This is a genomic window from Massilia sp. UMI-21, from assembly GCA_015277795.1.
Classification (GTDB): Bacteria; Pseudomonadota; Gammaproteobacteria; order Burkholderiales; family Burkholderiaceae_D; genus Telluria.
In genome coordinates this window covers 1,678,447-1,699,210 of the sequence record CP063848.1, presented here as the reverse complement: position 1 = coordinate 1,699,210, position 20,764 = coordinate 1,678,447, and the positions used below count along the sequence as shown (strand labels likewise).

20 protein-coding genes are annotated in these 20,764 nt (G+C 66.6%); 8 read left to right on the top strand and 12 right to left on the bottom strand.

Annotation, left to right across the window (positions count from 1 at the left end):
• Positions 1–143: 143 nt before the first annotated feature.
• The 7 genes from IM543_07570 (at position 144) to IM543_07540 (ending at position 8,202) form a co-directional block, all read left to right on the top strand.
• Positions 144–1,031: an ATPase gene (locus tag IM543_07570; protein ID QOY95691.1), complete on the top strand. Its 888-nt coding sequence runs from the start codon at positions 144–146 to the stop codon at positions 1,029–1,031.
• A complete protein-coding gene (gene nagA, locus IM543_07565) occupies positions 1,028–2,113 on the top strand; it encodes an N-acetylglucosamine-6-phosphate deacetylase (protein QOY95690.1) in 1,086 nt (361 codons plus the stop codon). Before IM543_07570 ends, nagA begins: the two co-directional genes overlap by 4 nt.
• Before the next feature lie 35 nt (positions 2,114–2,148).
• Positions 2,149–3,159, top strand: coding sequence for an SIS domain-containing protein (locus tag IM543_07560; protein QOY96569.1), 1,011 nt, complete (start codon positions 2,149–2,151; stop codon positions 3,157–3,159).
• A gap of 11 nt (positions 3,160–3,170) precedes the next feature.
• Complete coding sequence (gene nagZ, locus IM543_07555) at positions 3,171–4,688, top strand: beta-N-acetylhexosaminidase (GenBank protein ID QOY95689.1); 1,518 nt, start codon at positions 3,171–3,173, stop codon at positions 4,686–4,688.
• Between the two features lie 193 nt (positions 4,689–4,881).
• Positions 4,882–6,195, top strand: coding sequence for a hypothetical protein (locus IM543_07550; GenBank protein QOY95688.1), 1,314 nt, complete (start codon positions 4,882–4,884; stop codon positions 6,193–6,195).
• A gap of 146 nt (positions 6,196–6,341) precedes the next feature.
• Positions 6,342–7,412: a flavodoxin family protein gene (locus IM543_07545; GenBank protein ID QOY95687.1), complete on the top strand. Its 1,071-nt coding sequence runs from the start codon at positions 6,342–6,344 to the stop codon at positions 7,410–7,412.
• Positions 7,413–7,461: 49 nt separating this feature from the next.
• Positions 7,462–8,202, top strand: coding sequence for a GntR family transcriptional regulator (locus tag IM543_07540; protein QOY96568.1), 741 nt, complete (start codon positions 7,462–7,464; stop codon positions 8,200–8,202).
• Positions 8,203–8,237: 35 nt separating this feature from the next.
• Here the strand turns inward: IM543_07540 and IM543_07535 are convergent, their stop codons facing one another.
• The 11 genes from IM543_07535 to IM543_07485 all read right to left on the bottom strand — a co-directional run bounded on the left by IM543_07535 (position 8,238) and on the right by IM543_07485 (position 18,246).
• Complete coding sequence (locus IM543_07535) at positions 8,238–9,029, bottom strand: SDR family oxidoreductase (protein QOY95686.1); 792 nt, start codon at positions 9,027–9,029, stop codon at positions 8,238–8,240.
• 105 nt (positions 9,030–9,134) lie between these two features.
• A complete protein-coding gene (locus IM543_07530) occupies positions 9,135–11,933 on the bottom strand; it encodes an insulinase family protein (protein ID QOY96567.1) in 2,799 nt (932 codons plus the stop codon).
• A gap of 99 nt (positions 11,934–12,032) precedes the next feature.
• Complete coding sequence (locus IM543_07525) at positions 12,033–12,482, bottom strand: CBS domain-containing protein (protein QOY95685.1); 450 nt, start codon at positions 12,480–12,482, stop codon at positions 12,033–12,035.
• 141 nt (positions 12,483–12,623) lie between these two features.
• Complete coding sequence (locus IM543_07520) at positions 12,624–12,974, bottom strand: DUF3579 domain-containing protein (GenBank protein ID QOY95684.1); 351 nt, start codon at positions 12,972–12,974, stop codon at positions 12,624–12,626.
• A gap of 125 nt (positions 12,975–13,099) precedes the next feature.
• A complete protein-coding gene (locus IM543_07515) occupies positions 13,100–14,059 on the bottom strand; it encodes a CobD/CbiB family protein (GenBank protein QOY95683.1) in 960 nt (319 codons plus the stop codon).
• Between the two features lie 230 nt (positions 14,060–14,289).
• Positions 14,290–14,934: a CoA pyrophosphatase gene (locus IM543_07510; GenBank protein ID QOY96566.1), complete on the bottom strand. Its 645-nt coding sequence runs from the start codon at positions 14,932–14,934 to the stop codon at positions 14,290–14,292.
• Positions 14,935–15,040: 106 nt separating this feature from the next.
• A complete protein-coding gene (gene rplS / locus IM543_07505) occupies positions 15,041–15,427 on the bottom strand; it encodes a 50S ribosomal protein L19 (protein QOY95682.1) in 387 nt (128 codons plus the stop codon).
• Positions 15,428–15,692: 265 nt separating this feature from the next.
• Positions 15,693–16,454 (bottom strand): tRNA (guanosine(37)-N1)-methyltransferase TrmD, encoded by a 762-nt coding sequence (trmD, locus tag IM543_07500; GenBank protein QOY95681.1) that lies wholly within the window; start codon positions 16,452–16,454, stop codon positions 15,693–15,695.
• Positions 16,455–16,492: 38 nt separating this feature from the next.
• On the bottom strand, positions 16,493–17,032 hold the full coding sequence (rimM, locus tag IM543_07495; protein ID QOY95680.1) for a ribosome maturation factor RimM: 540 nt from the start codon (positions 17,030–17,032) through the stop codon (positions 16,493–16,495).
• Positions 17,033–17,072: 40 nt separating this feature from the next.
• Positions 17,073–17,321: a 30S ribosomal protein S16 gene (gene rpsP / locus IM543_07490; GenBank protein QOY95679.1), complete on the bottom strand. Its 249-nt coding sequence runs from the start codon at positions 17,319–17,321 to the stop codon at positions 17,073–17,075.
• 193 nt (positions 17,322–17,514) lie between these two features.
• A complete protein-coding gene (locus IM543_07485) occupies positions 17,515–18,246 on the bottom strand; it encodes an AAA family ATPase (protein QOY95678.1) in 732 nt (243 codons plus the stop codon).
• Between the two features lie 123 nt (positions 18,247–18,369).
• Between IM543_07485 and IM543_07480 the strand changes: the two genes are divergently transcribed.
• Positions 18,370–18,783 (top strand): NINE protein, encoded by a 414-nt coding sequence (locus IM543_07480; GenBank protein ID QOY95677.1) that lies wholly within the window; start codon positions 18,370–18,372, stop codon positions 18,781–18,783.
• 141 nt (positions 18,784–18,924) lie between these two features.
• Here IM543_07480 and IM543_07475 read toward each other — a convergent pair whose 3' ends face one another.
• Positions 18,925–20,715, bottom strand: a complete 1,791-nt coding sequence (locus IM543_07475; protein QOY95676.1) for an acyl-CoA dehydrogenase — start codon at positions 20,713–20,715, stop codon at positions 18,925–18,927.
• Between the last annotated feature and the right edge of the window lie 49 nt (positions 20,716–20,764).

Here is a 20,764-nt window from a genome sequence, read left to right as displayed (position 1 = left end):
AGCAAAATCAACGACTTAAGCAAATAACCAGCGGTTATTCGGCCATAGCTGCACAGGATATTTGCATACCAATTAAATACCTGTTGACAGCCCGGTAGCGCCTGCCTATAGTGCGCTCACCTCCCCGGCAGAACAATCAAGCAATGACCGACTATCTCATCGGCGTCGATGGCGGCGGCACCGGCACCCGCGTGCGCCTGGCCCGTCGCGACGGCGCCGCGCTCGCAGAACTCGCCCAGGCGACCGGCGGCCCTTCGGCCCTGTCGCGCGGCATCGACCATGCCTGGACCACCATCGACGGCGTGGTCGCCCAGTGCTTCGCCCACATCGGCATCGACACCACTCCCAAGTCTTCCTGCGCCATCGGCCTCGGCCTGGCCGGCGTGCACAACAAGGAATGGGCGGCGCAATTCGTCGCCGCCAATCCCGGCTACGCCGCACTGGCGCTCGACACCGACGGCTTCACCACCCTGATGGGCGCCCACGCCGGCCGCCCGGGCGCGATCGTCGCGATCGGCACCGGCAGCGTCGGCGAAGCGATGCTGGCCGACGGCAGCAAGGTCGAAGTCGGCGGCTGGGGCTTCCCGGCCGGGGACGAGGCCAGCGGCGCCTGGATGGGCCTGCGCGCGCTGAACCACATCGAGCAGGTGCTGGACGGCCGCGTCGAGGGCCGCGCGTTCGCGCGCGAACTCATCGACTTCTGCGGCGGTTCGCGCGACGCGGTGCAGGTCTGGTTAGGGCGCGCCAACCAGACCGCCTATGCCGGCCTGGCGCGCTTCGTGGTGGCGCACGGCGACACCGACCCGGTGGCGCGCGCCATCCTGGAACACGCGGGACGCGAGGTGGCCAGCATCGCCGACGCCCTCGACCGCAGTGCAAGCCTGCCGCTGGCCCTGTGCGGCGGCCTGGGCGAGGCCCTGCGCGCCTGGCTGCCGCCCGCCACCCTGGCGCGCTGCGTGCCGGCCCAGGGCGATTCGGCAGCGGGCGCGCTGCGCATGATCCGCCAACGTCTTGAAGGAAGAACACAATGAAAGGCAACATCCTTACGCCCGGCGGCTGGGTCCACGGCGAGCTGCGCCATGGGGCCTGTATCGAAGGGATCGACGGCCACGCAGTGGACCCGTCGGCCAACGGCGACGACTACATCCTGCCCGGCTTCATCGACGTGCACGTGCACGGCGGCGCCGGGCGCGACATGATGGAAGGCGGCGACGCCCCGCACGTGATCGCCGCCCTGCATGCGAAGCACGGCACCACCGCCCTGCTGGCCACCACCATGACCGCGCCGATCGAGGACATCGAACGCGCGCTCGCTTCCATCGGCGCCGCCGTCAAGGCGCGCGGCAAGGGCGAGGCGCGCATCCTCGGCGTGCACCTGGAAGGCCCCTACATCAATTCGGGCAAGCTGGGCGCCCAGCCGCCGTACGCGCGCGAAGCCACGCTCGACGAAGTCCATCGCTTCAACGATGCCGCGCCGATGCGCCTGATCACCGTGGCGCCCGAGATCGACGGCCACATGGACCTGCTGCGCGCGATCGCGGATGCCGGCATCCGCGTCCAGATCGGCCACACCAACGGCTCCTACGAGACCGGGGTCCAGGCGCTCGCGCATGGCGCGGCCGGCTTCACCCACCTGTTCAATGCCATGCCCGGCCTGCACCACCGCGAGCCCGGCATGGTCGGCGCCGCGCTGGCCCACGCCGAGTACGCCGAGATCATCCCCGACCTGCTGCACGTGCACCCGGGCGCGATCAAGACCGCGCTGCGCTGCATCCCGAAGCTGTTTTGCGTCACCGATTCCACCGCCGCCGCCGGCATGCCGGACGGCGAGTACATGCTGGGCCGCCAGACCGTCCACAAGTGCATGGGCGGGGTGCGCCTGGTCGACGGCACCCTGGCCGGCAGCACCCTGACCATGGACCAGGCGCTGCGCAACCTGGTGAAGATCGGGCTGCCGCTCGCCGAAGCCAGCCGGCGCGTGTCCACCAATGCCGCCGACTACCTCGGCGAAACCCGGCGCGGCCGCCTGGCGCCGGGCTGCCATGCCGATTTCGTGGTGCTCGACCGCGACCTGAATATCAAAGCCGTTTATATCGAAGGAGAAGCTCAGTGAAGGCCACCTTGACCGCCCCGGTTCCCACCTCGCTCATGTACCAGGAAGCGCTGTCCGCAGGGGACTGCGTGGCGCACCAGCTGGCGCAGGACGTCGAGCGCTACGCCGAACTGGGACGCGCGCTGCGCGCGACCAGCTTCCACAGCGCGGTGACGGTGGCGCGCGGCAGCTCCGACCACGCCTCGAGCTACCTGGCCTACCTGATCATGGCGCGCATGGGACGCCTGGTGACCTCGCTGCCGATGTCGCTGGTCACGCTGTACAAATCGCCCCTGGTCACGCGCGACACCCTGGCGGTGTCGATCTCGCAGTCGGGCCAGAGCCCGGACGTGGTCGAGCCGATCCGCTACTTCCGCGACGGCGGCGCCACCACCGTGGCGCTGGTGAACGATGCCGGCTCGCCGCTGGCCCAGGCGGCCGAATGGACCATGCCCCTGCACGCCGGCAAGGAGCAGAGCGTGGCCGCCACCAAGAGCTTCATCGCCAGCATGGTCGCCGGCGCGCGCCTGGTCGCCGCATGGCAGGACGACCAGGAACTGAAGGACGGCATCGCGGCCCTGCCCGACGCCCTGCGCGCGGCCAGCCAGGCCGACTGGTCGGCCGCGATCGAGGTGCTGGCCCCGGCCCGCAACATCATGGTGGTCGGACGCGGCATCAGTTTCCCGGTGGCGCTGGAGTCGGCCTTGAAGTTCAAGGAAACCTCGGCGTTGCAGGCCGAAGCGTTCAGCGGCGCCGAGATCAAGCACGGCCCGATGGCGCTGATCGAGGAAGGCTACCCGCTCCTGATCTTCGCCACCCGCGGCCCGGCGCAAGCCGGCCTGGTGGCCCTGGCCGAAGAGATGCGCGGCCGCGGCGCGCGCGTGCTGCTGGCCGCACCGCAGGACGTCGCCAGCCGCGACCTGACGCTACCGACCGCCGCCATTCCCGACCTCGACCCGATCGCCGCGATCCAGGCCTTCTACATGATGGCGGCGCGGCTGGCGGAAGCGCGCGGCCTCGACCCGGACCAGCCGCGCCACCTGAGCAAGGTCACCAAGACCAACTGATTGGATCCACGATGAGCGACTACCTCGACCTCGCCGGCCAGCTGATCATGGTGCGCCTGTTCGGCACCGAACTCGATCAGGAGACCGACGCCTTCCTGCGCCGCTACAAGGTGCGCGGCGCCTGCCTGTTCCGCCAGAACATGCGCGATGCCGGCCAGCTGACCCGCCTCACCGGCGCCTTGCGCGAGGCGATGGGCCCGCAAGCCCTGATCGCGCTCGACCAGGAAGGCGGCGCCGTGGTGCGCGCGACCTGGGTGCCGGCGCCGCCGAGCGCGATGGCGCTGGGCGCGGCCAACGATCCGCAACTGGCGCGCGAGGTCGGTGCGGCGGTGGCGCGCGCGGTGCGCGCGCTGGGCTTCAACTGGAACTTCGCGCCGGTGCTCGACCTGAACAACAATCCGCACAATCCGGTGATCGCCGAGCGCTCCTTCGGCGCCGACCCGCAGACCGCGACCCGCATCGCCATGGCCTGGATGGCGGGCAGCGAAAGCGAAGGCGTGGCCTGCTGCGTCAAGCACTTCCCCGGCCACGGCGACACCCACGTCGATTCGCACCGCGACCTGCCGACGGTGGACAAGCCGCTCGACGAACTGGAACGCTTCGAGTTCGCGCCCTTCCGCATCGCCGCGCAGGGTGAGCATGCGGCATCGGCCGTGATGACCGCCCACATCGTCTACCCGGCGCTCGATCCGGACTTCCCGGCCACGATGTCGCGCCCGATCCTGACCGGCATCCTGCGCGAGCGCTTCGGCTACCAGGGCGTGGTCATCACCGACGGCATGGACATGCACGCCATTGCGCACCGCTACGGCGCCGGCGAGGCGGCCGTCAACGCGCTGGTGGCGGGCGCCGACATGGTGATGGCGATCGGCTCGCGCGAGACCCAGGAAGAAACCGTGCAGGCGATCGCCGCGGCGATCCGCAGCAATGTGCTGCCGCTGGCCGAAGTCGAAGCGCGCCTGGCGCGGCTGTCGGCGCTGGCGCACAGGTATCCGGCCAGGCCGGTGGCCCATGCCACCGCGACGCCGGAGCGCGACGGCATGGACCGCGCCCTGATGGCGCGCGCCTGGCGCGCCGGCCTGAGCACGCTCGGCCAGCCGCGACGCCCGGCGCCCGGCAGCAAGATCCGTCTGGTGGCGCGCGCCGACGTGGTCAGCGACGGCGTGTCCGAAGCCGGGGTGCCGGCAAGCGCGGTGGCCGCCGCGCTGGGGCGCCTGTACGAGGTCGAGCTGCTCACCTTCGCCGACGCCGAGACCTTCGACTGGAGCGCGCTGCCCCGGGATGGCCGCTTCACGATCCTGGCCTCGACCTCGCGCCGCCGCTACGGCCCGCATGCCCGCGCCACCTGGCGACCCGACCTGCACGTGGCCCTGTGGAACCCCTACCAGGCGCTCGACTTCGACGCTCCCGCGCTGATGACCTATGGCTTCGCCGCGCCCGCCGTCGACGCCGTGGTCGACTGGCTGGCCGGCACGCTCGAGGCCCGGGGCACCTGCCCGGTACCGGGCTTCGGCACTGCGCCGGCTTAGGGAGCGGCACTTTCCCCAATGCATGAGGTAACGACATGTAAGCGCGCGCGCATTCTCGCGCACGCTAGGGCACAATTGCCGGGCCTGAAAAAGGCAGTTTTATGGGACAATGCACATTTTGCCGGGATAGCATTCTTGCTACATTGCTGAGTATGCATGTTCCCCCATTATCGACTTGATTGAAGGATTATTCATGGCCCAATTCCGTCTTGCCCGCCTCTGCCTGATGCTCGCCGCGATCGGCGTGTCCGCCCCGGCACTGGTATCCAGCGCCTACGCACAGCAGAAGAGCGATGCGGCGGCCGCCACCGCACAGGCAGCCGCGAAGGATACCGTCCGTCCCGACATGTTCAAGTTGCTCGACCCGGCTGCGCTCAAGCCACTGATTGATGCCAAGAACTTCACCGAAGTGGAGAGCCGCATCACCCAGGCCGAAGCGATGCCGAACCGTACCCCGTACGAAGACTACGTCATCAACCGCATGAAGCTGTCCTGGGCCCTGGGTTCGGACAACAACGCCGCCGCCATCCCGGTCATGGAGGCGATCCTCGCCTCGGGCCGCCTGCAGCCGGCCGAGCAGATCACCTATTACCAGGCACTGGGCGACGCCAACTACAACGCCAAGAACTACGCCAAGGCGGTCGAGTGGTACACCCGCTACACCAAGGAAGGCGGCGACCCGGCCAAGGTGCGTACCGCCATGTCGCGCGCGCAGATCAACAGCGGCAACTTCAGCGGCGCCAAGGATATGCTGCTGAGCTCGATCAACGAGGCCAAGAAGGCCGGCCAGAAGCCGTCCGAGAACGACCTGCGCCTGCTGGGCCAGGAAGCCAACAAGGCCAAGGACACCGCGGGCTACCTGTTCGCCCTCGAGAACCTGGTGCAGTACTATCCGACCGACGACTTCTGGATGGACCTGCTCAGCCGCGGCGTGACCCGCAAGGCCGGCTTCGACGAAGCCACCTACGGCGCCAGCATGCTGCGCCTGGAAATGGCTGCCGTGAAGGCCATGCCGCCTGAGCACTACACCTACCTGGCCGAAGTCGCCCTGCGCGACGGCTTCCCGGCTGAGGCCAAGGAAGTGCTCGACGCCGGCTACGCGGCCGGCGTGCTGGGCAAGGGCAGCGATGCCAAGACCCACAACGCGCTGCGCGCCAAGGCGACCAGGCAGGCCGCCGACGACGCCAAGACCATCGCGTCGGGCGAAGCCAGCGCCGCCAAGAGCAAGACCGGCGCCGGCCTGGTCAACCTGGGCTGGGCCTACGCCACCATGGGCCAGGCCGACAAGGGCGTCGGCTTCATCCAGCAGGGTATCGCCAAGGGCGGCCTGAAGTCCCCGGACGAAGCCAAGCTGCGCCTGGGCATGGCGCAGGCGCGCGCCGGCAAGAAGGCCGAGGCCATCCAGACCTTCCAGGGCATCAACGGCAAGGGCGGCGCTGCCGACCTGGCCAAGTACTGGGTCATGCTGCTCCAGCAGCAGGGCGGCGGCGCGGTCGCCGCGCAGTAAGCCTTCGCCATGCCGACCAGGACCGGGCCGTTTGGCCCGGTTTTTTTCGTCCATGCTTTGTCCGGGTTTTCGGAAGGCTATGTGTGCGTGCGAACATTTCAGCTGCGCTACCCGGCTGATAATTCCCTTCATACCAAGGAGGCGGCATGACACAAGTACGCAAGGGGCAGGCGCCGGCAAGGCTCGGACGCAACGAATTCCATCTGCGCTTCCGGCGCGCACTCACCGATCCTGCCTACGAGAGCGTCGACGATGCGCTGGACGGGGTCGAACAGGTGGCCTGGGATGCCTACCAGGACGGGCGCAAGGCGCCGCGCACCGTCAAGGCCGGGCCGGGTTATGCCGATCCCGACTATGACTTGTCGATCGAATGGCAGGAAGCCTCCGAGCGCCTGAAGGCGGCCGAGGCCCGCCAGAAAGACCCGGCGACCCGCAGCCGCATCCTCCTGATCAACGGCGCGGCCCGCAACGACGGCAGCTGCCCCGGCGAGATCTCGAAGTCCTGGCGCCTGAGCATGCTGGCCAAGGAGACGCTGGACGGCCTGGGGATCGAGACCGACCTGCTCGACCTGAGCCTGGTGACCTCCGACTACGACCGCCACATCCACCCCTGCAAGGGCTGCGCCTCCACCGCGATGCCGCTCTGCCATTGGCCCTGCAGCTGCTACCCCAACCACTCGCTGCGCCAGGTCAACGACTGGATGAACGAGATCTACGAGCGCTGGGTGAGCGCGCACGGCGTCATCATCCTGACCCCGACCTACTGGTACCAGGCGCCGACGGTCCTGAAGGCGATGATCGACAGGCTGGTGTGCGCCGACGGCGGCAACCCCGATCCGACCTCGACCCACGGCAAGACCGCGGCCGAGGCCAAGGAACTCGAGCTGGCGGGCTGGGACTACCCGAAACACCTGGCCGGACGCGCATTCGGGCTGGTCGTCCATGGCGACGTGGCCGGCATCGAAGGCTTGCGGCGCTCCTTGTCGGATTGGCTGTCATGGATGGGCCTGATCGACGCCGGCAGCTTCTCCCAGCTCGACCGGTATATCGGCTACTACGAATCCTATGCCAACAGCCATGAGACGCTCGACCGCGACACCGCGGTCCAGGAAGAGGTGCGCAATGTCGCGCGCGCGGTCGAGGCTGCGGTGCGCGAAATCCGCGCCGGCCGCATCAAGGTGGTCAGCCACGACCTGAAGCGCCCGCGCCCGAAGTGAGCACGCGCGCAATGGTATGATGCGGCCTCGCGAACAACCCATGGCCCGCATGCTTTCCATTGCCGACTTGATGCAATCGGCCGCCGGCGGCGGCAAGCTCCCCCTCTACCAGCAGCTGCAGTACGCGCTGCGCCGCGCCATCGACGAAGGCGCCTGGGGCTCGGCCTCGGCCTTGCCGGCCGAGCGCCAGCTGGCGCAGGAGCTCGGTATCTCGCGCATCACGGTGCGCAAGGCAATCGACGTCCTGGTCGAAGAAGGCCTGCTGGTGCGGCGCGCCGGTGCGGGCAATTTCATCAACACCCGCATCGAGAAGAACTTCGCCAAGCTCAGCTCATTTTCGGAAGACATGCGGGCGCGCGGCCGGGCGCCGCGCAACGAGTGGCTCAAGCGCTCGGAAGGCCTGGTGACGCCGGAAGAAGCGCTGCGCCTGCGGCTCTCGCCGGGCACCGCGGTCTACCGCTTCAACCGCATCCGCTATGCCGACGAGCTGCCGATGTGCCTCGAGTACGCGACCATCGCCGCCTTCGCCCTGCCCTCGCTCGATGCGGTGGACGATTCGATGTACGCGGCCCTGGAGCGCACCGGCCAGCGGCCGGTGCGCGCGCTGCAGCGCCTGTCGGCGCTGCTGCTCACTGCCGAACAGGCGCGCCTGCTCCAGGTCAGGGAGGGCGATGCCGGCCTGTGCGTCGAGCGGCTGGGATTCGCCCGCGACGGGCGCGCGGTGGAGTTCTGCCGCTCCTGGTTCAGGGGCGACATGTACGATTTCGTGGCGGAGCTGAACGCCTCCTAGGGGCTGGCTGACGCAGGCTCGGCCGCCCCCCGTGCTCACACCGCGGTGAAGCCGCCGTCCACCACCAGCTCGTGGCCGTTGACGTAGGAAGCCTGCTCCGAGGCCAGCCACAGGGCCGCATTCGCCACCTCGGCGGTCTCGGCGAAACGTCCCATCGGATGCGAGGCCTTGAGTTTCTTCTCGCCGGACGGATCGCGCTCCACCATGCGCGCCAGCATCGGCGTCTTCACCGCCGCCGGGCACAGCACGTTGATGCGGATGCCGTCGCGCGCATACTCGGCGGCGGCGCTCCTGGTCAGGCCGATCACCGCGTGCTTGCTGGCCGCATAGATCGCACGGTTCGGCGCGCCCACCAGGCCCGACACCGACGACACATTGACGATCGCCCCGCCGCCCTGCTTGAGCATCTCGCGCAGCTGGTACTTCATGCACAGCCAGACGCCCTTGACGTTGGCGTCCATGATGCGGTCGAACTGCGCTTCGTCGCCCTCCGCCACCGGCGCGCATTCCTCGTCGATCGCGGCATTGTTGACCGCGATGTCGAGGCGGCCATAGTGGTTGATGGTCTTCTCGACCAGCGCCTCGACCTCGCTTGCCTTGCCGATGTCGCTGCGCACGAACAAGGCCTTGCCGCCCGACTCGACGATCATCGCGGCGGTTGCGTGGCCGCCGTCGATGGCGGTGTCGGCGACCACGACATGGGCGCCGGCACGGCCGAAGGCCAGCGCCGTGGCGCGGCCGATGCCGCTGGCCGCGCCGGTCACGATGGCCACCTTGCCGGCGAACGGCAGTGCGTTCGGCGCTTGCGCTTTTACTATCCCTTTCATGATGCTCCTGATGCCTGGCAACTAATACTTCTCAAAGGAAACATTTTAACGCAGCAGGAGGTGGCTTGTCATAATCGGGCTTGCAAGTGTTGCCAAGTGTTGCTTCTAGGGCGCGCCCGTGGTGCCGGCCTTGGCCTTGCTCTGGTCTCCGGCCATCACTACCGACAATTTCGCCGGGTCGATCGCCTTGCGGAAGGCGGCATTCAGCTGGGGCAGCGTGACCGCCATCAGCTTGCGCTCGAACGCGGCCGACCAGTCGAACGTGCGGTCGCGGTACAGGTAGGAGGTCCAGCCCGCGGCCAGCGCGGCGTCGCTGGTCCGGTTCTGCTGGCGCTGCTGCATCAGGCCCGATTTGGCGTCGGCCAGCTCCTCGGCCGTGAAACCGCTCTTCGCCGCGCGACCCAGTTCGTCGCGCACCGCGGCATCGAGCTTGCGCAGGTTCTGCGGCGCGGCGATCGCGCTGATCGAGAAGGCGCCGGCACGATCCAGGTCGCCGGCCGCCAGGTCCGAGCCGCCGCCATAGGACAGCCCGTCCTTCTGGCGAATCCGGTCCATCAGGCGCGACTTCAGTCCCCCCTCGCCGAAGATGTAGTTGGCCAGCATCAGCGCCGGGTAATCGGCGTCCTCGATGTTCAGGTCGAGGTTCATGCGCGCGATATAGAAGCCGTTTTCCTTGTCCGGGGTATCCAGCGTCTTGTCGATCGGCGCCACCTCGGCATGGCGGCGCAAGATCGGCGCCACATTCGCCGGCGCACGCCAGGCGCCGAACAGCCGGTCGACCAGCGGCACGATTTCCTTCGGATCGAAGTCGCCGACGATCGCCAGTTCGGCCGGATGGGTGTTGTAGAAGTCGCGGTGGAAGGCCACCACGTCTTCCAGGCGCGCGGCCTTGAGGTCTTCGATGTCTTCTTCCAGCGTGTTGGCATGGCGGATGTCGCCGCGCGGGTACAGGTTGAAGTGGGTCGACAGCGCGCGCGCCGCCACGCTCTGGGGCTCGGCGCGGCTGGCTTCCAGGCCGACCAGGATCTGCTTGCGCAGCTGCTCGAACTCGCTCGCCGGGAAAGCCGGCTGCTTGAGCACATGGGCGGCCAGCTCCAGCGCCTCGGCCAGGTGCTCGCGCGTGGTCTGGAAGCTGTGCGGGCCGCCCGCCATCTTGAGCTTGTCGAAGGCGTCGGCCAGTTCGGCGCGGCTGTACTTCGTGGTGCCGCGCTGAAGCATGGCGGCCGAGAGTCCCGGCACCATGCCCTTGCCGAACAGGTTCTTCTGGTCGCCGATATGCTGGTTCAGGTACACGGTGACGGTCTCGCCGCGGTTCTTCTTCGGCAGCAGCGCCAGCTTCACGCCCCCGACGGTGGTGAGCGTGGTGCGCTTCATGATGTTGGCCTGGCTCGGATCGAAATCCTCCGACACCAGGCTGGATGCGGACGGCTTGTAGTCCTTCATCACGGTCTCGACGCTCGGCGCCGCCGGGATGCTGGCGCGCACCGGCGCGTCTTCCGGCACGAAGGTGCCGGTCACGCGGTTGCTGCGCACGAAGTAGCGGCCGCTGCTTTCCGCCACCGCTTCCGCCTTGACCTCCTTGATACGCTCGCGGCCCAGGAAGTACAGGCGCCAGTCGCCCAGCGCGATGGCTTCCGACAGGGCCACGCCGAAGCCCTGCGCGTCGTTCATGCTGCGTTCGATGCTGTTGAGCCATGAGCGGCGCACGCGCTCCATTTCTTCGGCGCTCGGCGCTTGCGTGGCGAGGCCTTCCACGGCCTCGGTCAGGGCCTGGCGCACCGGCTCGATCGGCTCGCCCTTCTTGACCACGGCCCCGTAGAACTGCAGGCCCGGCGCATAGCCGGTCTGGCCGAAGCTGAACACCTGGCTGGCCTTGCCGGTTTCGACCAGCAGCTTGTGCAGCCGGCCGTTGGGCGCGTCGCCCAGGATCTCCGAGGCGAAGCCGAGCGCCTCCGACTCTTGCTGCAGGTCGGACGGGATCTTGTAGCCGACCGCGACGATCTGCATGTCGCCCTGGCGCCGCACCGCGAAGCTGCGTTCGCCGTCCTGGGTCGGCTCGACGGTCCAGAACTGCGGCAGGGCGCGCGCCGGCTTCGGAATGCCGCCGAACAGGCGGTGAATGGTGGCCAGGGTCGCCTGTGGATCGAACTTGCCGGCCACCAGCAGCACCGCGTTGTCGGGCTGGTACCAGGTGCGGTAGAAGGCCTGCAGGTTATCGATCTTGACGTTCTCGATGTCGCTGCGGTTGCCGATGGTCGCGCGGCCGTAGCTGTGCCAATCGTAGGCCACGCTCTGCATGCGCTTGAACAGCACCTGGACCGGGGAGTTCTCGCCGCTTTCGAACTCGTTGCGCACCACGGTCATTTCGGACGCCAGGTCCTTCTGCGCCACCGGCGAGTTGACCATGCGGTCGGCTTCCATCTGCAGCGCCCAGTCCAGGTTCTCGGGCGTGGCCTGGAAGACTTCGTAGTAATTGGTGCGGTCGAGCGAGGTGGTGCCGTTGAAATCCATGCCGCGCCGCGCGAACTGGCCGGTGATGTCCGGATTCTTCTTCGTCCCCTTGAACAGCAGGTGCTCGAGCAGGTGGGCCATGCCGGTCTCGCCGTAGTTCTCGTGGCGCGAGCCGACCAGGTAAGTGACGTTCACCGTCACGGTCGGGCGCGAGGCGTCCGGGAACAGCAGCACCTTCAGGCCGTTGGCCAGGCGGTATTCGGTGATGCCCTCGGCCGAGGGGCCGAGCGTGACGCCCTTCGGCAGCGCTGCGTTTTGTTGCGCCGCGCTGTGCCGGGGCGCCTTGTGCCGCTCGGGCGCCGCCTGCACCGGCGCGCCCCAGGCGGCGCCGGCCATGACAAAGCATAGGCTGCCGGCCAATAGGCGCGCGGCAATGCCGCGCTTGCATGTCATCCTGTCCATGGTGTCCTGTCGTGTTGGCAGGACAGAGCCGTCCTGCATGTTCTTGACCAATGCAGGATGGTAGCAGACCGGGCCTGAGGGCCAGCTTAATTACTGCCGGGCCCTGCGCTCGTGCGCCTGTTGATAGGGACTGATACGGGACAATTCCCCCATCTCTTCGGCGAGGAATTCGAGCAGGTCATCGGCGCTGACGATGCCCGCCAGGCTGCCCTTGGCATCGATCACCGGCACACGCCGGATGCCGCGCAGGCGCATCCGTTCGATGGTCTCGTAGACATCGTCGGTCTCGCGCGCGGTGAGCAGGTCGTCGGCCATGATGTCGCCGACCTGCAGGCTGGCCGGATCGAGGCCGGGTGCGATGACCGAGACCACGATATCGCGGTCGGTCACGATGCCGACCGGGACGCTGGCGCCGTCGAACTGCTCGACGACGATCAGGTCGCCCACGTGCAGGCGGCGCATCGTGAGCGCCGCGCCCTGTACGGTTTCGTCCCGGGTGCAGTGGGCGGCTTCGCTGGTGCAGATGTCGCGGATGTGCATGGTGTCTCTCCTTCTTCCTCGCCCTCTTCCTGTTCCGTGCCGGTGGCTGAAGCGGAGGCGGCAGGCCTGAATGAAAACTGGCGCTATGACTTTCATCATAGCGCCAGTTCCAGGATTCGGAAGGGTAAAAGCGGCACGGTCTCAGCTTGCCGGTTTTTTCTGCTCCGGCGGCGGCACGAAGCAGGCGTCGGCCACCTGCAGATCGTTGTCCTTGGCGAAGTTGAGCACGAAATGGTAGGCCAGCGGCTCGATCTTCTGCAGCTCGCGACTGACCACGACGGCCTTGACGCCATTGACCATGGTCGGGTGGACCCAGGGAGAAAATTGTAAGTGGGAATCACGGCCGGCGGCGCCGGGAGCAAAGCACGACATGACGCCGCACAGGCGCTCGGCCCAGTCGCTGGGGCGAAACTGCCTGCCTTTGCTGGTGATGCCCAGGATAAAAAACTCGTCTTTCAGTTTTTCATCCGTGGTGTGCGGTAACTCGGCCATAGTGCTGCTTGCTGAAACAAGAATACTGCGTGGATGAGAACAACCTCAGCTCACTATTATATCTTATAGAAGACTGCCGGACGAGACCCGATACACGCCGATACGCGCGAAAACCCCGATATCGCTCAGCCCAGCCACACCACGCTCGACAGCAGGAGCAACAGGATCATCCACAAGACCAGGGCCCGCCACACCAGTCCGACCGTGCTTTGCAGGGCGCGCAGGTTCGGCTCCTCGCCCGGCAGCATCTCGGTATCGCGGTCGCTCAGGTCGACCGTTGCGGCATCCAGGGGCAGCGGCTCGGGTGCGTTCTCGTTCGGCGTGCCGAGCCGGACGCCCATCGCTCCCCCGCCGGCGGCCAGGAGGATGCCCTTCGATTCGTCGGCCCAGCGGCGCGCGAAATTGCGCCAGGCGTAGATCGCATCCTCGAAATTGCCGACCACGGCAAAGGCCACGGCCGTCAGCCGCACCGGAATCCAGTCGATCCAGTAGAAGGCCCGGGCGGCGAACTGGCCGAAGGCCTCGTTGCGCATGTGGTCGGGTTCGTTCCAGGCGCGCGCCAGGTATTCGGACACGCGGTACATGACCGCGCCCGCAGGGCCGAGCGGCATCAGGAACCAGAAGAATACGCCGAATACGTTGCGGTGGGTGGTCGTCAAGGATTTTTCGACGGCGACGCGGCAGATCTCGGTGGCATCCATGCCGACCGTGTCGCTGCGGGTCCACTCCGCCAGCAGCTGGCGCGCGCCGGCTTCGTCGCCCTGGTTCAGGGCCAGCTGGATCGAGGTGAAGTAATGGCTGTAATGGCGGAACCCCAGGGTCAGGTAGACGATCAGGACATTCCAGGCAAAGGCCAGCAGCACCAGGTTGTAGCGCATGAACAACCAGTACACCAGCCAGGTCGGCAGCATCAGCGCCAGCATCATCAAGACCCAGCCCATGCGTCCATTCTTCTGCTCGCCCGCATTGAACCAGCCTTCGATGCGCATCGCGAATCCCTTGATGCCACCGTAGACCTGGTTGTCGGCGCGAAGCGGCTTCAGCTGCTCGATGATCAGCGCGACGAGGATGGAGAAAAATGTCATTCAGGAATCCTTTTTTATTCTGGCAATACCGTACTGCCCGCTAAGATAGCGGAGAAGCTGGCCGGAATCAAATCGGGAAATGGAAGGATGACTCGGGTTCGGCGGAGTGACCGGCGCGCCGGGCGCGCGTTGCACCGGTTTGTGCACAGACAGCGGGCGAGCGTGCGCTGGACGCGCGGACGGCAAAGCCGGCTACGCGCCCCCGGCGACCCCAGGATTCGCGCCTGCCCTCAAGCGCGCAGGAAGTGATACAGGTTGCGCAGCATGGCCGCCGTGGCGCCCCAGATGAAGTAATCATTGAACGGCATCGCATAGAAACGGCGCTTGCCGCCGCCGTCGGGCAGGCTCACCGAGCGGCGCTCGTGGTTGGCGCCGGACATCAGGAAGCCCAGCGGCACCTCGAAGATCTCGGCCACCTCGCCCGGGTCGGCATGCAGCTCGAAGGGCGGGGTCACCAGCGCCACCACCGGCGTGACGCGGTAGGCGCTGATGGTGACGTGCTCGGGCAGCACGCCGACGATCTCGACGTGCCGGCGGTGCAGGCCGATCTCTTCCTCGGCCTCGCGCAGGGCGGTCTCGATCGGCGAAGAATCCAGTTCTTCGGCGCGGCCGCCGGGAAAACTGATCTGGCCGGCGTGGCTCGACAGGTGGTCCGTGCGCCTGGTCAGCAGCACGCTCAGGCCTTGCGGACGCTCGACCAGCGGTACCAGCACGGCGGCGCGGCGCAGGCGCAATGCCGGCGCGAGCAGCGCTTCGTCGGACGCTTCCGGATCCCAGCGCAAGCTGCGCGCGAAGCGGGCGCGGACGGCCTGCGCGCTCAGCAGCTCGGGCGGGAGCGGCGCTTCGCCCGCCATGCCTTCGAGCGGCATCGCCATGGGATCGAGGGAGGACTTGGTCAAGTTACATTCCTATAGGCAAAAGCGGGCGGCCATAAAGAAAAAGGCATCCTCACGGATGCCTTTCCCCAAGACGCAGATGCTATTACTCAGCTGCTGCTGCGGTCTTGACTTTACGCTGCGGCAGCTTTTCCTTGATACGTGCCGACTTGCCCGAACGCTCACGCAGGTAGTACAGCTTGGCGCGGCGCACGTCGCCACGACGCTTCACTTCGATCGAAGCGATCAGCGGCGAGTACAGCTGGAAGGTACGCTCGACGCCTTCGCCCGACGAGATCTTGCGAACGATGAAGTTCGAGTTCAGGCCGCGGTTACGACGCGAGATGACCACGCCTTCGTATGCCTGGGCGCGCTTGCGGTTGCCTTCGACGACGTTGACGCTGACGACCACGGTGTCGCCTGGTGCGAAATCAGGGATCTTGCGGCCGAGGCGCGCAATTTCTTCTTGCTCGAGTTGTTGGATCAGATCCATTTTTATTACTCCAAAAACCATCTTGCCGGCGCTATACAGGATGCCCAGTAGAGGATGGGGTTGAACATGCGGACAACATGCCCGCCGTTACATGTACTAGGCACTCGCCCAAAATAAATGTGTTTTTGGCTGCCATAACCGGCGCGCTGCTGCGTTGGCTCCTGCTTGCAGTGCTCGCACTGCGGCGCACTCGCCACCTTGCATCGCATCCCGTTCTATTTGCCAAAATTCACATTTATTTCGGTCAAGCGCCTAAGTTACATTCTTACTCGGCAGGTTTTTCCAAACCTGCCAGAAACTTTTCATCGGCTTTCGTCAGCTGGCCGGCGGCACGCGCACGCGCCAGCTGGTCCGGCCGCTTCTTCAGGGTCGCCTCCAGCATGCGCTGGCGGCGCCACTTCATGATCTCGGCGTGGTTGCCACCCATCAGGACCGGCGGCACCGGTTCGCCTTCGTACACTTCCGGACGCGTGTAATGCGGCGAATCGAGCAGGCCGTTGACGAAACTGTCTTCGACCGCCGAGGCTTCGTCGCCCAGCACGCCTGGCAGGAGCCTGACCACCGCATCCATCATCGCCATCGCCGGCAGTTCGCCGCCCGACAGCACGAAGTCGCCGAGCGAGATTTCCTCGTCGACGCAGCGGTCCAGCAAACGCTGGTCCACGCCTTCGTAGCGCCCGCACAGCACGACCAGTCCCGGCTCGTCCTTCAGGGCCGCCACCCGCTCGTGCGTCAGGGGCTTGCCCTGCGGCGACATGTACACCACGCGCGGCGCCGGCAGGCCCAGCTCGACTTGCCGTTGCTTGGCGGCGCCGATCGCGGCTTCGAGCGGCCTGGCCAGCATCACCATCCCGGGGCCGCCGCCATAGGGGCGGTCATCCACGGTGCGGTGGCGGTCCTGCGTGAAGTCGCGCGGGTTCCAGATCGTCAGACCCCAGCGCCCCTGCTCGATGCCGCGCCGGGTCACGCCCGACTGCGTCAGCGCCGCGAACATCTCCGGAAACAGGCTCACGACGTCAAACTGCATCGCTACCTCGCCTCATGCGCCGCATACCAGCACGCGGGTCAATAATCCAGACCCCATTCGAGGGTAATCAGTTTGCCGTCCAGGTCGACGTTCTTGACGAACTGCTCGACGAACGGCACCAGGCGCTCCGATACCTTGGCATCAGGAGCACCCGTATTGTCCGATGCCGCGGGCGTGATCAGGAGGATCGACTGCGCGCCGTTGTGCATCATGTCGGTCACCTTGCCGAGGGCTGCGCCCTCCAGGTTGACCACATCCAGTCCGATCAGGTCGGACCAGTAGTATTCGTCTTCTTCGAGCTTCGGGAACTCGCTGCGCGATACCGAGACCGCGGCGCCCTTGAGCGCTTCGGCGTCGTTACGGTCGCGCATGCCGACCAGGGTGGCAACCACGTCGCCACCATGCATCTTTGCCGTGCGTACCGAAACGGCATGCAGGGTCGGCTTGTCGAGCCACCAGGTCTTGACGTTCAGCAGCGCGTCGGCGTCCGTCGAGAACGGGGTGACACGCAGGCCGCCCACGATCCCGAATGCGCCGGACACATAACCGACCTGGACCAGGTCGTCAGGGACTTGCACCCCGGATGCTGCCGAATCGGTCAAACCTTGCTTACCTTACTTAGGCTGCAGGCTGCTGGTTTGCAACCAGGCGAGCGACGGTCGGCGACAGTTGTGCGCCAACGCCTTGCCAGTGAGCCAGACGGTCAGCAGCGATACGCAGGCCGACTTCAGCGCCCGATGCCATCGGGTTGTAGAAACCGATGCGCTCGATGAAACGGCCATCGCGACGGTTACGCGAATCGGTTGCAACGATGTTGTAGAACGGGCGCTTTTTTGCGCCGCCACGAGCCAAACGGATAACGACCATAATATTTCCAAAAAGTTGTATTGGACGGAGAAAGCCGACGATTATAGCGCGCATGCCTGGATAGGGGCAAGCGTTTATAGCAACACGGCGCGCATGGAGCAAGGCGGCAACGTGAAGTTCGGCGAATTGAGCATTATCGCCGATTTCTGGCCACACCGCCACCGTTAGCCGCTTCTCTGTTGGCCGCCCTCCCCTATTCATCGCTCATCAGGACACGCAACATGCGGGCCGGATTGGCCAGGAAGTCGCGCGTGACGCGGTAGTGTTCCGTATCCTCGTAGGCGACTTCGCGTATGCCCTGCTCGCCAAACGCGTAGATCAGGGCATTCGGGTAGGCCATCAGGATGGGGGAATGGGTGGCGATGACGAACTGGCAGCGATCTTGCACCAGGTCGTGCAGGCGGCTCAGCAGGGCAAGCTGGCGCTGGGGCGACAGCGCGGCCTCGGGCTCGTCCAGGGCGTAGAAGCCCTCCTTGCCGAAGCGATGCATGAACAGGGCGAGGAATGCCTCCCCGTGGGACTGTTCGTGCAGTGGCCTGCTGCCATAGGAACGCAGGGCGCCAAGGCGCTCGATTTCGGTGCTGACGTTAAAGAAGCTTTCGGCACGCAGGAAGAAGCCGTCCCGCGGCCGCTCGACGCCGCGCACGAAGCGCAGGTGCTCATGCAGATCCGAATGCGATGCCCGCGTGGCGAAGTTGAAATTGCGGCTGCCGCCCTCGGCGTTGAAGCCCATGCCGAGGGCGATGGCTTCGAGCAGCGTCGACTTGCCCGAGCCGTTTTCGCCAACCAGGAAGGTGACGCTCGGGTGCAAGGCCAGGCGCTCAAGGGAGCGGATCGCCGGCAGCGTGAACGGAAATACCGGCGGCTCGAGCGGCGCGCCCGGCTTGAGCTGGACTTCAGCGAGGTAGGAGCGCGTCTTGAGCATGGTGGACGGGTTCGGATGGGCTTGGGCGGTTTGACAGGCGGCGCACGGCCGGGTTCACGCAAGGCGTGCCTTCCTTGTCATTTTGCACCATACTCCTGTTTTCCTGAACTTTTGGCAATGCTCATGGCTGTCCGGCACAAGAACAAAACCTTCGCCACCCTGCTCGCCCTGCTGCTGGGCGGGCTTGGCGCCCACCGCTTCTACCTGAAAGGCAGCGTCGACCGGCTCGGGCTGCTGCACCTGTGCAGTCTGCCGCTCACCGGCATCCTGTACGGCGCGGTGCAGCCGCATCCCTTCTATGTGATCTTGCCGCTGCTGGTGTCGACCATCGCCGGCTTCGTCGAGGGTCTGGTCATCGGCCTGACGCCGGACGAAGCCTGGGATGCGCAGTATAACGGGGGCAGCGGCAAGCGCTCGCGCTCGAACTGGATGCTGGCGCTGCTGCTGGTGCTGATCCTGGGGGTGGGCGCGATCGTGCTGATCGGGACGATCGCACGGGTGTTCGACCTGCTCTATACGGGTGGGTCGTACGGCTGAGGGGGGGGGTGTAGGGAGGGCAGCGCAGTTCAGGCCGGAGAATGAACAGCGTTGCAGCAATTCATGCCAGGTTTGAACGCGCGGGGTGAACTGGTCCTGTGGACCAGTTCACAAGTCGCCCACCCTACAGAATCAGTCGGATCAGAACTGATCGACTTCCAGCGCCAGCACGCCCGGCGCGCCTTCGACGATGGCGGTGCGCAGGCCAGGGGCGCTCGAGAGCACGTGGTCGGCGAAGAAGCGCGCGGTGGCGATCTTCGCACGCAGGAAGGAGGCATCGCCCTCGCCTGCCGCCAGCTTGCGCTGCGCGACCAGCGCCGCGCGCGCCATCTGCCAGCCGCCCAGTACGATGCCGGCCAGCTTCAGGTACAGCACGCTGCCGGCGAACACCGCGCGCACATCAAGCTTGGCATTCGCCACCACGAAGTCGACCACTTCTTCCAGCGCGACCGAACCCAGCGCCAGCTGGCGGCGGATCGCGGCGAACTCTTCTCCTTCGAGCTCACCCAGCTGCGCCTCGACCGCGCGCACCTGGGCGATCAGGCCCTTGGCCACGGCGCCGCCGTCACGCACGGTCTTGCGGCCCACCAGGTCGTTGGCCTGGATCGCGGTGGTGCCTTCGTAGATGGTCAGGATCTTGGCGTCGCGGAAGTGCTGGGCCGCGCCGGTCTCTTCGATGAAGCCCATGCCGCCATGCACCTGCACGCCGTCGCGCGCCACGTTCTCGCTCATCTCGGTCGACCAGCCCTTGATGATCGGGACCAGATATTCGTACACGGCCAGATTCGCCTTGCGGGTCGCTTCATCAAGGTGGTTGTGCGCGATGTCCGACAGGGCGGCGCCGACGTAGGCCAGCGCGCGCGCACCCTCCGTCTGCGAGCGCATCGACATCAGCATGCGGCGCACGTCCGGGTGGTTGATGATCGCCACCGGGCCGGGCGAACCCGCCACTTCGCGCGACTGGACACGGTCCTTGGCGAAGGTCACCGCCTGCTGGTAGGCGCGTTCGGCCAGGCCGACGCCCTGCATGCCGACGCCGAAGCGGGCCGCGTTCATCATGATGAACATGTATTCGAGGCCGCGGTTCTCTTCGCCCACCAGGGTGCCGATGGCGCCGCCGTGGTCGCCGAACTGCAGCACCGCCGTCGGCGAGGCCTTGATGCCCAGCTTGTGCTCGATCGAGACGCAGTGAGCGTCGTTGCGCTCACCAAGGGAACCGTCGGCGCCCACCAGGAACTTCGGCACGATGAACAGCGAGATGCCCTTCACGCCCGCCGGCGCATCCGGGGTGCGCGCCAGCACCAGGTGGATGATGTTCTCCGCCATGTCGTGCTCGCCGTAGGTGATGAAGATCTTGGTGCCGAAGATCTTGTAGGTGCCGTCGCCCTGCGGCTCGGCGCGGGTGCGCACGGCGGCCAGGTCGGAACCGGCCTGCGGCTCGGTCAGGTTCATGGTGCCGGTCCACTTGCCGCTGATGAGCGGCTCGAGGAACAGCTTTTTCTGCTCGTCGGAACCAGCGGTGAGCAGCGCCTCGATGGCGCCGTCGGTCAGCAGCGGCGCCAGCGCGAACGACAGGTTGGCCGCGTGCAGCATTTCCATGCACGGCGTAGCGACCAGCTTCGGCAGGCCCTGCCCGCCGAACTCGCTCGGATGCTGGATGCCCTGCCAGCCGCCTTCGGCGAAGGCGCGGAAGGCGTCGCGGAAGCCCTTCGAGGTGGTGACGCTGCCGTCTTTCCAGAAGCTGGGTTCCTTATCGCCCGCGTGGTTCAGCGGGGCGACGACTTCACCGCAGAACTTCGCGCTTTCTTCGAGCACGGCATCGACGGTGTCCGGGGTCGCGTCTTCGCAGCCCGGGAGTTGATTGATCTCGGCCAGGTTCGCCAGTTCGTTCAGGACGAACTGCATGTCTTTCAGCGGGGCTTGGTAGCTCACCTTTGTCTCCTGATGTGACGCTTCACGTAAAAACGTCGCCCCGGCGCAG